The sequence below is a fragment of the Pseudarthrobacter albicanus genome (genome assembly GCF_018224015.1).
In the GTDB taxonomy this organism is placed as follows: Bacteria; Actinomycetota; Actinomycetes; order Actinomycetales; family Micrococcaceae; genus Arthrobacter; species Arthrobacter albicanus.
The window spans coordinates 26,793-40,254 of the sequence record NZ_JAGPOT010000009.1; the positions used below are offsets into that span (position 1 = coordinate 26,793).

Here is a 13,462-nt window from a genome sequence, read left to right on the forward strand (position 1 = left end):
GCAATTGAATTGCCCGCTACCGTAGGGGGATGACCGATGCTCCCCGCCTCCACTCTCCCCGCCTGAACAGGCAGCTGTGCTTCGCTATGTACTCGGCGTCCCGCGCTGCCACGGCCGCCTACCGGCCCATGCTCGAGCAGCTCGGCCTGACCTATCCGCAGTACCTCGTGATGCTGGTGCTCTGGGAGGAGCAGCCGCGCACCGTCCGGGCACTGGGGGAGGAGCTGGGACTCGATTCGGGCACCCTCTCGCCCCTGCTCAAGCGGCTGGAATCCTTGGGTTTCGTGGAGCGGCGGCGGTCCGCCGCGGACGAGCGCAGTGTCGAGGTTTTCCTGACCGACGCCGGCACCGCGCTGAGCGCCGGGGCCGCCGGCATCCCGCAGCGGCTTGCGGAGGCCGCCGGACTTTCCGGCGCAGAACTCGACCGGCTCCGGGAGACCCTGAACCGGCTGACCACCGCGCTCCATTCGTCCCGCTGAGGCCAGACCCCGGGCAGTGGGCCGCGTGTGCCTCCCCGGACCCGCGCATTTCGCGTCCAGTCCCCGCGCCTATCCCGCGCAACAGACCTGTACTTCCCACGCAACAGAACGGAATCCCATGAAGACTCTCTACACGGCAGAAGCACTGGCATCGGGCGAGGGCCGCGACGGCAACGCCCGCACCCGGGACGGCAAGCTCAACGTGACCCTGGCCAGCCCGGTGGAACTGGGCGGCAACGGGGAAGGCACCAACCCGGAGCAGCTGTTCGCCGCCGGCTACGCGGCATGCTTCCACTCCGCATTGCGCGTCGTGGGACGCAAGGAGCGCGCGGACCTGACGGATTCCGCCGTTGCGGCGAAGATCCACTTCGGCGCCCTCGCGGACGGTGCCGGCTACGGCCTGGCCGCCGAGCTCGAGATCGCCCTTCCCGCCGTCGACCGGCAGACCGCCGAGGCGCTGGTGGCCAAGGCCCACCGGATCTGCCCGTATTCCAACGCCACCCGCGGCAACATCACCGTCGCCATCACCATCCTGGCGACCGCCGCATGAGCGCCGACACCGCCGCAAACAGCCCCACCACCGCCCTCCCTGCGACCACAAGGGAAATCCGGCTGGCGTCGCGGCCGCACGGCCGTCCCGTGCCGGAGAACTTCCGCCTCGCGGAATCCCGGCTGCCTGCACTCCGGGACGGCCAGGTGCTGGTCCGCAACCTCTACATCTCGGTGGATCCCTACATGCGCGGCCGGATGAATGACGCCAAGTCCTACTCCGCGCCGTTTGCGCTGGACGCCGCGCTCGACGGCGGCGCCGTCGGCGAGGTCATCGCGTCCCGGGCCGAAGGGCGGAGGGTGGGTGACGCCGTCGTGCATCTGCTCGGCTGGCGGGAGTACGCCGTGGTGGAGGCCGCGGCGACCACCCTGGCGCGCACGGACCTGGCCCCCGCCCCGGCCTTCCTCGGCGCCCTGGGCATGACGGGGCTCACGGCCTACGCCGGGCTGCTGAAAGTGGCCGGGTTCCAGCGCGGCGACGCCGTCTTCGTCTCCGGGGCTGCCGGAGCGGTGGGCTCGCTCGTGGGGCAGATCGCCAAGGCCGAGGGCGCTTCCCGCGTGATCGGCAGCGCCGGAAGCCCCGAAAAGGTCGCGCGGCTGCTCGAACTCGGCTTTGACGCGGCGTTCAACTACCACGACGGTCCGGTGCGGGAACTGCTCCGGGAGGCCGCCGGTTCAGAGGGCATCGACGTCTACTTCGACAACGTCGGCGGCGAGCACCTCGAGGCGGCACTCGCAGAACTGAATGTCGGCGGACGCGTGGCCCTGTGCGGGGCGATTTCCCAGTACAACGCAACCGTTGCCCCGGCTGCCCCGCGCAACCTGGCCGTCGCGATCGGAAAGCAGCTGACCCTCCGGGGCTTCCTCGTCGGCGGGCAGCGGCAGCACGCGGCAGAATTCGCCGCCCGGATGTCGGGGTGGCTGGCCGACGGCACCGTGCGCTACGACGAGACAATCGTGGACGGGCTGGAAAACGCGCCGCAGGCCTTCATCGACCTGCTGGACGGCGCCAACACGGGCAAGATGCTCGTCCGCATCTGACGCCCCGGCCGGCGCGAACGTACACTTGGGGCCCCGATTTCGACGATTTCGGGGCCCCAAGTGCCCGCTCGCGCAGACGGCGGCTACCGCCTGGTAACAAGTTCTCAACAATCCGGGAAATCACGGCCGGCTGTGCTGTCTGGACGTGTCCCGGGACACTAGGGTAGCTTCCATCAGAGCGCCGCTCGTCGTAGCGCCTACTCTTTCGTCCTGGAGGAAAATTGAAGAACTCACTGCGAGCAACCCTCAAACGCGGTTCCATGGCCGGAGCCGCCACCGCGGGCATGGCCGCTCTTCTGCTGACCGGCTGCGGGTCCGCCCCGTCCGGATCCGGCGCGTCAGGCTCCGCGGCGAAATCGGATTACACGGCCTGCATGGTGTCCGACTCCGGTGGATTCGACGACAGATCGTTCAACCAGTCCGGCTATGAAGGCCTGCAGCAGTCGGTCAAGGACCTCGGCATCCAGGAGAAGCACGTTCAGTCCAAGGCTGACACGGACTACGACCCCAACCTGCGCTCCATGGTGCAGCAGGGCTGCAAGCTCACGGTCACTGTCGGCTTCCTGCTCGGCGACGCTACGAAGAGCATCGCCGAGGCCAACCCGAACAGCCACTTCGCGATCATTGACTACAACGACCCCACGTTCCCCAAGAACGTCAAGCCGATTGTTTACGACACGGCCCAGGCAGCATTCCTGGCGGGCTACCTGGCCGCGGGAACGTCAAAGACCGGGAAAGTGGCCACTTTCGGCGGCATTAACATCCCGACTGTCACGATCTTCATGGACGGCTTCGCCGACGGCGTGAAGTACTACAACGACAAGAAGGGTAAGAACGTACAGCTCATCGGCTGGGACAAGGCCAAGCAGGACGGCACCTTCGTCGGTGACTTCAAGCAGGTCGACAAGGGCAAGGTCCTGACCCAGGGCTTCCTGGACCAGGGTGCGGACATCGTGCTCCCCGTCGCCGGGCCGGTGGGTTCCGGCGCAGGCAGCGCCATTGTGGACGCCAAGTCCAAGGGCAAGGACGCCAAGCTGATCTGGGTTGACTCCGACGGCTACCTGACCGCCCCTGACTACAAGTCCGTGATCCTGTCCTCGGTCCAGAAGACCATGTCCACCGCTGTGGAGACGGTGATCAAGGATGACAAGGACGGCAAGTTCGACGCCGCGCCGTACATCGGCACCCTCGAAAACGGCGGTGTGGCCCTGGCGCCTTTCCACGATCTCGATTCCGCCGTGCCGGCGGAGCTGAAGAGCGAACTGGACCAGCTGAAGAAGGACATCGTTTCCGGAACCGTCAAGGTTGAATCAAAGTCCAGCCCGACCAAGTAGGCACCAAACCGCGGGGCGTGCTGCCCTTCCGCCGTTACCCCGGCCGAAGGGCAGCGCCAGTGTTTTGCTTGCCAGTGTTTTGCTTGCCGCGTTTTGCTTGCCAGCGTTCTCCTTGCCGCCCTGCTCTGCCCAAGGACTCCTGCGGACACTAGGCTGTGATTACCCGCTGCCCCGCCGCCGACAACGCGCCGGATCAGATCCATACACACAGATTGGTTGGGGTTTTGAAACTCGAACTGAGAGGGATCACGAAGCGATTCGGATCCCTGATAGCCAACGACCACATCGATTTGGTCGTAGAGCCCGGGCAGGTCCACTGCCTGCTGGGGGAAAACGGCGCAGGGAAGTCCACCCTGATGAACGTGCTCTACGGACTGTACGACCCCACCGAAGGTGAAATTCTGATCGACGGCAAACCCGTCGTCTTCAAGGACCCCGGACAGGCGATGGCGGCGGGCATCGGCATGGTCCATCAGCACTTCATGCTGATTCCGGTCTTCACCGTGGCTGAGAACGTGGCGCTGGGCAACGAGGCCACCAAGGCTGCCGGGCTTCTCAACCTCGAATCCACGCGACGGAAGATCCGCCAGATTTCCGAGCAGTACGGGTTCGACGTCGACCCCGACGCCGTTGTGGAAGACCTGCCCGTGGGCGTCCAGCAACGCGTCGAAATCATCAAGGCCCTGGTCCGGGATGCAGAGGTCCTGATCCTGGACGAGCCCACTGCCGTGCTCACTCCGCAGGAGACCGACGAACTGCTTGACATCATCCGTCAGCTCAAGAGGGACGGGAAATCGATCGTCTTCATTTCCCACAAACTGCGCGAGGTGAAGGATATTTCGGACACCATCACCGTCATCCGCCGCGGCAAGGTCGTAGGCCAGGCAGAGCCTACGGCCTCACCCACAGAGCTGGCCTCCGCCATGGTGGGGCGGGCAGTGAGCCTGACGCTGGACAAGGCACCCGCCAAGACCGGCGAGGTCACGTTCAAGGTCCGTCACCTGACAGTGATCGACCACAACAGCCAGCACGTTGTCGACGATCTGTCCTTTGACATTGCCAAGGGCGAGGTGCTCGCCATCGCCGGGGTGCAGGGCAATGGCCAGACGGAACTGACCGAAGCCATCCTTGGGGTCCAGCCGCACGCCTCGGGATCCATCACCCTGGATGGCGAGGAACTGCTGGGCCGCAGCGTCAAGCACGTTCTCGGAGCCGGAGTCGGTTTCGTTCCCGAAGACCGAACGCTGGACGGACTGGTGGGCACGTTCTCGATCTCCGAAAACATGATCCTGGATCTCTACGACAAGGCACCCTTCGCCCGGGGCGTCGGCATGAAGCCTGGCGTGATCGCCGACAACGCCGCGAAAAAGGTCGAGGAATTCGACGTCCGGACACCGTCCGTGTCGGCGGCCGTGGGCACTCTCTCCGGGGGCAACCAGCAAAAGGTCGTGCTCGCGCGCGAACTGTCCCGGCCGCTCCGTCTGTTTATTGCTTCGCAGCCCACCCGGGGGCTGGACGTGGGGTCGATCGAATTCGTCCACAAGCGGGTCATTGCTGAACGGGACCACGGAACGCCCGTCATGATCGTCTCCACCGAACTGGACGAGGTGATGCAGTTGGCCGACCGGATCGCGGTTCTTTACCGGGGACGGCTGGTGGGCATTGTTCCCGCCACCACCTCCCGCGACGTGCTGGGCCTGATGATGGCCGGAGTCCCGGCCAACGAGGCCGAAGCCAGCGTCGCAGCCCACTCCGACAGCCGCCCGACGCCGGCCGCGGTCCCGGATGCGGCTGGCCGCGAAGGAGAAACACATGTCTGAGAAGACGACCCCGGAGCCGGCAGCCCAGGCCCGCAAGCACGCCACGGATCCCGCTGGGCCGCCGAAGGCCGCGCAGTCCCCGTCCGGGGCCGACGCTGCAGATGCGGTCCTTGACACCGCCGAATCGGACGTGGTCCTTGACGCCGCCGGCGGCCAGATCCCGCCGTCGGCCGTTCCGGCAGCGACGCAACGGCGGAACCTGGATGGCGGCGCTTCAGTGCTGCGCCAGATCTTCGCCGGCAACGCCATGGTTTCCGTGCTCTCCGTGCTGCTCGCCATTGTGCTTGGCGGCATCCTGATGGCGGTGACCAATCCCAAGGTTGCGGCGACAGCAGGTTATTTCTTTGCCCTGCCCGGGGACCTGCTGACCGAGGTGTTCCGCCCGTACACGGCCCTCGTCCAGGGATCCATCTTCAACTGGGCAGGGGCGGACCTGGCCGCGCAGCTGTATCCCATCACAGAGACGCTCACCGTTGCCACCCCGCTGATCTGTGCCGGACTGGGTGTGGCACTCGCCTTTCGTGCGGGCCTGTTTAATATCGGCGCGCAGGGGCAGATCATTTTCGGCGCACTGTTTGGCGCTTACGCCGGTTTCGCCTGGCATCTTCCCGTGGGGCTGCACCTCGTGGTCGTCATCCTTGCCGGACTCGTCGGCGGCGCGATATGGGGCGGCGTTGTCGGCCTGCTGAAGGCCAGGACGGGGGCGCATGAAGTGATTGTGACGATCATGCTCAACTACATTGCGAACTTTCTTCTGCTGTTCCTGCTGACCACTCCGGCCTTCCAGCGCAGGGGCTCCACCAACCCCATCTCGCCGTTCCTGGACTCCAGCGCTCTGTTCCCCGGACTGCTGGGCCCTCAGTTCCGGCTGCACGCCGGTTTCATCGTTGCGATCCTGGCCACGGCATTCGTCTGGTGGCTGCTGAACCGGTCCACCATCGGCTTTGAATTCCGCGCCGTCGGCGCCAACCCGAGCGCTGCCAGGACCGCCGGAATCAACGTCTCCCGCAGCACCATCGTGGTGATGGCGATCGCTGGCGCCCTGGCCGGCCTGGCGGGCATAGCCCAGGTGTCGGGGACGGAAAAATACCTTTCCGGCGGTGTGGCCGCCTCCATCGGCTTCGATGCCATCACCGTCGCGCTGCTCGGACGCTCCACGCCGTGGGGCACCTTCTTTGCCGGACTCCTGTTCGGGGCCTTCCGCGCGGGCGGCGTTGCCATGCAGGCCCAGACCCAGACCCCCATCGATATTGTGCTGGTCATCCAGTCCCTGATCGTGCTGTTCATCGCGGCACCGCCGCTGGTCCGTGCGATATTCGGACTGAACCCCCGCAAGAAGAAGTCCACCAGGGGTAGTACCGCCGCTTCAACCGCCGGCGGCGTGAAGAGCGGAGCAGCAGCATGAGCGCCACCTCACAACCTCCCGCCAGCCAGCGGACCACCGATGGCCCTGCACAGTCCAGTGGTCCGGCCGGCGTCAAGACGGGCACCGCTGAACTCGTGAGCTGGAAAGCCGGCATCGGACTCGGGCTTCTGGCGGTGCTGGGCGTAATCCTGTTCGGCTTCCTGGCCAACACCAAGACAGCCGGGTTCCGCATCGCCGAGGCCCGCGACCCCAACGCCTCAACAGCGGCAGCCTGGGTAACCCTGGTGGTGGCACTGGCTGCCGCCGCCTACTTGGGATACCTGTGGACCAACCGGCGCCGCACGGGTGCGGCTGTGGGGCGCTGGATTCCGGCAACCACTGTCGCGGCGGTCGTGGTCCTTGGCCTGGCCGCCCTCGGCGTTGCCCGGGTGGAAAAAATCGCCCTGCCGTCGATGGCGCTGGGCTGGATCTGCTCCGTCCTGCTCCTCGCGATGGCCGCGTACGCCTGCTTCCTGACGCTCCCCCATCGCCGGATCCCGGGCTGGCTCGGCGGCGTTTTCGCCGTCGTCTTCCTGATCGGTTTCATGGTCTGGATCGTTGCCGGGGGCCGGGACGCCGAGCCGTCGATCTCGCTCGGCGGCCTCATGGCGGGGGCGGTGACGCTCGCCGTTCCCCTCGTGTTTGGCTCACTCTCCGGCGTGCTCTGCGAGCGTGTCGGCGTTGTCAATATCGCCATTGAAGGGCAGCTGCTGCTTGGGGCGTTTTCGGCAGCGGTGGTGGCCACCGTGACGGGCAACGTCTACCTCGGACTGGTCTCTGCCGCTGTAGCCGGCGGGCTGGTCTCGCTGGTCCTGGCCGTGGTGAGCATCAAATACCTGGTGAACCAGATCATTGTGGGCGTGGTGCTCAATGTCCTGATCAGCGGGCTCACCAGCTTCCTGTTCTCCACCCTCCTGACCGCCGACCCGCAGCACCTGAACAAGCCCGGCCGGCTCGAGCCTGTGGACATCCCGTTCCTGGTGGATATCCCGGTCATCGGCCCCATCCTGTTCCGCCAGTCGCTGGTGGGCTACCTGATGTACGTGGCCGTCATTGTCGTCTATGTCGGGCTGTTCCATACCAAGTGGGGCCTGCGGGTCCGGGCAGTGGGGGAGCACCCCCAAGCTGCGGACACCGTCGGCATCAACGTGAACCGGACCCGGTTCCGGAATGTCCTCATGGGCGGGGCGGTCGCCGGCATCGGCGGGTCCTTCTTCACCCTGGTCTCGGTGGATGCGTTCAGCAAGGACATGTCCGGCGGCCGCGGCTACATTGCGCTGGCTGCCATGATCTTCGGCCGCTGGAACCCGATTGGAGCATTCCTGGCCGCCCTCCTCTTCGGTTTCGCGGACAACCTGCAGAGCATCATCACCATCATCGGCTCACCTGTTCCCAGCCAGTTCATGGCGATGCTGCCCTATGCGCTGACGGTGATCGCGGTGGCCGGACTGGTGGGCCGCTCCCGTCCGCCGGCCGCCAGCGGCATACCCTACGTCAAGGGCTGAGCGGCGTGGACGGACAGGACGTCGACTGGAAGGCCCTCGAGGCCGCGGCCGTCGCGGCCATGAAGAACGCCTACGCGCCGTATTCGAAGTTCCCGGTCGGGGCCGCGGCCCTCACCGGGGACGGCCGGATCGTGAGCGGCTGCAATGTCGAAAACGCCAGCTACGGGCTGACCCTCTGCGCCGAATGCGTCCTCGTGGGCAATCTGCAGATGACCGGGGGCGGCCTCCTCCGCGCCTTCTACTGCGTCGACGCCCACGGCACCATCCTGATGCCGTGCGGACGGTGCCGGCAGCTGCTGTACGAATTCCGGGCTCCCGAGCTGGAGATCATGACCACCCAGGGCATCAAGACCATGGACCAGGTGCTGCCCGACGCCTTTGGCCCCCACCATCTGGAGGAACCCCGGTGACGCAAACCCCCAATCAGCCCGAAGCGTTCGACGCCGTCGACATCATCCGCATCAAGCGGGACAAGGGCGTGCTCAGCCCTGCCCAGATCGACTGGACCATCGACGCCTACACCCGCGGTGCCATCGCCGACGAGCAGATGGCCGCCCTGAACATGGCGATCCTGCTCAACGGCATGGACCGGGCCGAGATTTCGCGCTGGACGGCGGCGATGATCGCCTCCGGCGAGCGGATGGACTTCTCCAGCCTGCGGCGCCCCGGCGGCGGTGTGAAGCCAACCTCGGACAAGCACTCCACCGGCGGGGTGGGGGACAAGATCACGCTCCCGCTGGCGCCCCTCGTGGCGGTCTTCGGAGTTGCGGTACCGCAGCTGTCCGGCCGCGGCCTGGGCCACACCGGCGGCACCCTGGACAAGCTGGAATCGATCCCCGGCTGGCGCGCGGCGCTGAGCAACGAGGAAATGCTCGCCCAGCTCGAGGACGTGGGCGCGGTCATCTGCGCGGCCGGGGCGGGGCTGGCCCCCGCCGACAAGAAGCTCTACGCACTGCGGGACGTCACCGGAACGGTCGAGGCCATTCCGCTGATCGCCTCCTCGATCATGAGCAAGAAGATCGCCGAAGGCACCGGTTCGCTGGTGCTGGACGTCAAGGTGGGCAGCGGTGCATTCATGAAGGACGAGGCCCGGGCCCGGGAACTGGCCGAGACCATGGTGGCCCTCGGCAAGGACGCTGGCGTCAACACCGTCGCCCTGCTGACCAACATGGACACGCCCCTGGGGCTCACCGCGGGCAACGCGATCGAGGTCGAGGAATCCGTCGAGGTGCTCGCCGGCGGCGGCCCGGAAGACGTCGTCGAACTCACCGTCCGGCTGGCGGAGGAGATGCTGGCGTGCGCCGGCGTCCACGACGCCGACCCGCGGGCCGCGCTGAAGGACGGCCGGGCGATGGACGTCTGGAACCGCATGATCGCCGCGCAGGGCGGGGACCCGCGGGCCAAGCTGCCGGTCGCCAGGGAGTCCGAGGTCATCTATGCGCCGGCCGACGGCGTGCTGGTGCAGCTCGACGCCCTGGCCGTCGGCGTCGCCGCCTGGCGCCTCGGCGCCGGGCGCGCCCGCAAGGAAGACGCGGTCCAGGCCGGTGCCGGCGTGCGCCTGCACGCGAAGCCCGGCGCCGTGGTGCGCGCCGGCGAGCCGCTCATGACGCTGCTGACGGACACCCCGGAGAAGTTCGCCCGGGCCAGGGAAGCGCTGGAACACGCCGTCGTGATCGCCCCGGAAGGCTCGCGGCCGGCCCAGCAGCTCATCATCGACCGCATCGCCTAGGCTAAAGCGGTGCAGGCGATCAACGACTTCATCCTGGCTGCCGCCGGGCAGCCCTGGGTCCTGTTCCTCGTGTTCGCCTGCTGCGTCATCGACGGCTTTTTCCCGCCCATCCCGAGCGAATCGGTGGTGGTCGGGCTGGCCGCCGTGGCTGCCACGGCCGACGTCCCGGACCCCGCGTTCCTGATCGCCACCGCCGCCGCCGGCGCCTTCCTGGGCGACAACACCGCCTACCTGATCGGCCGGGGCACCGGAACGCGCCGCTGGGCGTGGATGCGCGGGCCGCGCATGCAGAAGGCCTTCCTCTGGGCCGGACTGGAGCTGCGGAAGCGGCCGGCGTCGCTGATCCTCGTGGCGCGCTTCGTCCCCATCGGCCGGGTGGCCGTCAACCTGACAGCCGGCGCCACACACTACCCGAGGCCCAGATTCATGAGCCTGACGGTGCTCTCGGCGTTGCTGTGGGCCGGATACTCCGTGGCCATCGGAATGTTCTTCGGGCAGTGGTTTGAGGACAACCATCTGCTGGGGGCAGTGATCGCCATCATCTGCGCGATCGTCCTGGGCATCGGCGTGGACCTCGGCATCAGCAGACTGCGCGGGAAGATTCCGGAGGAAGCGGATAGTGCCGCGCCGCCGTCGGAGGTTTAAGACGGCGGCGTCCCGGGCCGCACAGGCCGCCGCTGAGGCGCGCGCACTCCGGCCTGGGAAATTCTTGGCCGACGGCGGATTTTATCCGTGAAGGCGTAGCGGATCCATTCACGCCATGGGACACTGAAGAGCGCTTTTCCATCACTTTCTAGGAGCACTGCCTGCGTGGAATTCATCAATGAGGCCATTCTCCATGCCGCGGGCCAATGGTGGATTTATCCGACGCTGCTGGTGTTCTGCTTCATCGACGGCTTCGTGCCGATTCTGCCGAGTGAAACACTGATCGTTGCCCTGGGCGCCCTGTCCCTCTCGTCCGGGCAGCCGAACATGTGGCTCGTCATGGCCGCCGGCGCCCTCGGGGCCATCGGCGGGGACAACATGGCATACCTGCTCGGGCGGCACGTCGGCGTGGAACGCTTCCGCTGGATGCGCAAACCGAAGGTCCAGCGGGCCATGCACTGGGCCCGCTACGAGTTGGACAAGCGCGGCGCCATGCTGATTTTCACGGCCCGCTACATCCCGGTGGGGCGTGTGGCGGTCAACTGGATCGCCGGCACCACCGGCTATCCCCGCCGCCGGTTCGTCATCCTCGACATCTGCGCCTCCATCACCTGGGTAGCCTATTCTGCCGGGATCGGCATCATGGCCGGCACCTGGGTCCACGAACACCCGCTGCTGGGTGTGGGCATCGCCATTGCCTTCGCCATCGTGCTCGGCATCGTGATCGACCACCTGCTGACCTGGCTGCACCGCTGGCGCGACACCCGGGCCGCTGCCGCGGCGGCCAGCCGGGCCGCCGCCGATGCCACCGCCACCGACACGGCGGCCGGCGGCGGGGCCTTGTCCATGACACCGCCGGCGCCCGCCGACGTCGAAGCCTGATCTCCCGGCCCGGTAGTAGCACCCGCCAACACCCCGCCCGGTGGCAACACCCGGCCCTTGGATATCCGGCTGGCATTGCACGGGCTCCGACCTTAGGGTGGGAACGTGACTGAGACTATTCCTGACGCTGCCCCTGACCTCGAATTCGATCTGAAGGGCCTCCCCAAGGTTTCCCTTCACGACCACCTGGACGGCGGACTTCGTCCGGCCACCATCATTGAACTTGCGGAGGCGGCCGGCCACACCCTGCCCTCGACCGACCCCGTCGCGCTGGGGGAGTGGTTCCGCGAATCCGCAGACTCCGGCTCGCTGGTGCGGTACCTCGAGACCTTCGACCACACCGTCGCCGTGATGCAGACGAAGGAAGGCCTGTTCCGCGTCGCCCAGGAGTTCGTCGAGGACCTGGCGGAGGACGGCGTCGTCTACGGGGAAGTGCGCTGGGCCCCTGAGCAGCACCTGCAGCAGGGCCTGAGCCTGGACGACGCCGTCGAGGCCGTGCAGGCCGGGCTGGAAGCCGGGGTGGACGCCGTCGCCGAAACCGGGCGCGAGATCCAGGTGGGCCAGCTCATCACGGCCATGCGCCACGCGGACCGCGGCCAGGAGATTGCCGAACTGGCAGTCCGCCACCGCTACAAGGGCGCGGTCGGCTTCGACATCGCCGGCGCCGAGGACGGCTTCCTGCCCTCCCGTTTCAAGGACGCCTTCACGTATCTTGCCCAGCACAACTTCCCGGTGACGGTCCACGCGGGCGAGGCAGCGGGCCTGGACAGCATCCAGTCCGCGCTGGTCGACGGCCGCGCCCTGCGCCTGGGGCACGGCGTGCGGATCGCCGAAGATGTCACCGTCGAATTCGACGACGACGATAGCGACGACGACGCCGCAGCCGACGGCGGGGATGAAGTGAACGACAACATCGGCATGGTGACCCTCGGTGAGCTCGCCAGCTGGGTCCGCGACCGCGGCATTGCGCTGGAGATCTGCCCGTCCTCCAACCTGCAGACCGGCGCCATTGCCGGCTTCGGCGAGGGGATCGAAAGCCACCCGCTGGACATGCTCTACCAGCTGGGCTTCAACGTCACCATCAACACGGACAACCGGCTCATGAGCGGCGTGACGCTGACCGACGAGTTCGAACTCCTCGTGGAGACCTTCGACTACGACCTTGACGACCTGCTGGAGCTGACGCTGAACGCCGCCGAGGCCGCGTTCCTTCCGCTCGAAGAAAAGGAAGCGCTGGTCGAATACATCAACGATGCCTACGCGGACCTTGGCTAAAGAGGACAGCTTACCCGTCCAGGGGTTGGTGGCAGTGCTGGCGGCGCTCCGCGAGCACTGCCCCTGGATGGGTGCCCTCACCCATGAGTCCCTCGTGGAGTATCTGCTCGAGGAGGCCTACGAGGTCGCGGAAACCATCGAGGCCGGCGGTGATGAAGCGGAACTGAAAGGCGAACTCGGCGACGTCCTGCTGCAGGTGGTGCTCCACTCCCGGCTCGCGGAAGAACGCAACGCCTTCACCTTCGACGACGTCGCCCGCGGCCTCGCCGCCAAGATGATCCGCCGCAATCCGCATGTCTTCCGCGCGGACGGCTCGCTGCAGGATTCCTTTCCCGCCACCATGGAGGACATCGTCCGTACGTGGGACGCCGTCAAGAAGGCGGAAAGGCCGGACCGCGGGCACGCCCTCGAGGGGGTTCCCGCCGCGCTTCCTGCCCTGGCCCGGGCACAGAAGCTCCTGGACCGCGCCGAACGTGCCGGGCTGCCGGCCCTCCCGCAGCCCGGCCCTCCCGGACCAACCGCCCCCGCTGCCACCGCCCCCGCGCCTGCCACCGCCGCGCCCGCCACCGAGGAGGAACTCGGCGAGCTGCTGTTCGGCATCGTGGCGGCCGCCCGCGCCGGCGGGCTCGACGCCGAACGCGCCCTCCGCGGGGCAGCCCGCCGCTTCCAGGACCAGCACGGCGCCAGCCATAACGGCGCCAGCCATAACGGCGCCAGCCATAACGGCGCCAGCCATAACGGCGCCAGCCATAACGGCGCCAGCCATAACCCTGTCAGCCACAACACCGGATCATGACG

Annotated in this window: 13 protein-coding genes; all 13 read left to right on the plus strand. The window is 67.2% G+C overall.

Features of this window, described 5'->3' with window-relative positions:
- Positions 1-29 precede the first annotated feature (29 nt).
- The 13 genes from J9611_RS02765 (at position 30) to J9611_RS02825 (ending at position 13,460) form a co-directional block, all read left to right on the plus strand.
- A complete protein-coding gene (locus J9611_RS02765; RefSeq protein WP_211877538.1) occupies positions 30-479 on the plus strand; it encodes a MarR family winged helix-turn-helix transcriptional regulator in 450 nt (149 codons plus the stop codon).
- A gap of 118 nt (positions 480-597) precedes the next feature.
- Positions 598-1,029: an organic hydroperoxide resistance protein gene (locus tag J9611_RS02770; RefSeq protein WP_211877539.1), complete on the plus strand. Its 432-nt coding sequence runs from the start codon at positions 598-600 to the stop codon at positions 1,027-1,029.
- Positions 1,026-2,069 (plus strand): NADP-dependent oxidoreductase, encoded by a 1,044-nt coding sequence (locus tag J9611_RS02775; protein WP_211877540.1) that lies wholly within the window; start codon positions 1,026-1,028, stop codon positions 2,067-2,069. The genes J9611_RS02770 and J9611_RS02775 overlap by 4 nt, the downstream gene beginning before the upstream one ends.
- Before the next feature lie 221 nt (positions 2,070-2,290).
- Positions 2,291-3,403, plus strand: a complete 1,113-nt coding sequence (locus J9611_RS02780) for a BMP family lipoprotein (protein WP_246527284.1) — start codon at positions 2,291-2,293, stop codon at positions 3,401-3,403.
- A 224-nt stretch (positions 3,404-3,627) separates the two neighbouring features.
- Positions 3,628-5,223 (plus strand): ABC transporter ATP-binding protein, encoded by a 1,596-nt coding sequence (locus J9611_RS02785; protein WP_246527285.1) that lies wholly within the window; start codon positions 3,628-3,630, stop codon positions 5,221-5,223.
- Positions 5,216-6,628 carry an ABC transporter permease gene (locus tag J9611_RS02790; protein WP_211877541.1) on the plus strand — a complete coding sequence of 471 codons (1,413 nt, stop codon included), beginning with the start codon at positions 5,216-5,218 and terminating at the stop codon, positions 6,626-6,628. The genes J9611_RS02785 and J9611_RS02790 overlap by 8 nt, the downstream gene beginning before the upstream one ends.
- Positions 6,625-8,133 carry an ABC transporter permease gene (locus tag J9611_RS02795; protein ID WP_211877543.1) on the plus strand — a complete coding sequence of 503 codons (1,509 nt, stop codon included), beginning with the start codon at positions 6,625-6,627 and terminating at the stop codon, positions 8,131-8,133. Before J9611_RS02790 ends, J9611_RS02795 begins: the two co-directional genes overlap by 4 nt.
- Positions 8,134-8,138: 5 nt before the next feature.
- The gene (locus J9611_RS02800; RefSeq protein ID WP_211877544.1) at positions 8,139-8,543 is read left to right on the plus strand and encodes a cytidine deaminase; all 405 of its coding nucleotides are present in this window, start codon (positions 8,139-8,141) and stop codon (positions 8,541-8,543) included.
- The gene (locus tag J9611_RS02805; RefSeq protein WP_211877545.1) at positions 8,540-9,862 is read left to right on the plus strand and encodes a thymidine phosphorylase; all 1,323 of its coding nucleotides are present in this window, start codon (positions 8,540-8,542) and stop codon (positions 9,860-9,862) included. Before J9611_RS02800 ends, J9611_RS02805 begins: the two co-directional genes overlap by 4 nt.
- A gap of 9 nt (positions 9,863-9,871) precedes the next feature.
- Complete coding sequence (locus tag J9611_RS02810) at positions 9,872-10,507, plus strand: DedA family protein (RefSeq protein ID WP_211877546.1); 636 nt, start codon at positions 9,872-9,874, stop codon at positions 10,505-10,507.
- A 165-nt stretch (positions 10,508-10,672) separates the two neighbouring features.
- Entirely contained in the window at positions 10,673-11,389 is a 717-nt protein-coding gene (locus tag J9611_RS02815; RefSeq protein WP_211877547.1) for a DedA family protein, read from the plus strand.
- 105 nt (positions 11,390-11,494) lie between these two features.
- Entirely contained in the window at positions 11,495-12,664 is a 1,170-nt protein-coding gene (locus J9611_RS02820) for an adenosine deaminase (protein WP_211877549.1), read from the plus strand.
- A complete protein-coding gene (locus J9611_RS02825; RefSeq protein ID WP_246527286.1) occupies positions 12,642-13,460 on the plus strand; it encodes a MazG nucleotide pyrophosphohydrolase domain-containing protein in 819 nt (272 codons plus the stop codon). The genes J9611_RS02820 and J9611_RS02825 overlap by 23 nt, the downstream gene beginning before the upstream one ends.
- Positions 13,461-13,462: the final 2 nt, after the last annotated feature.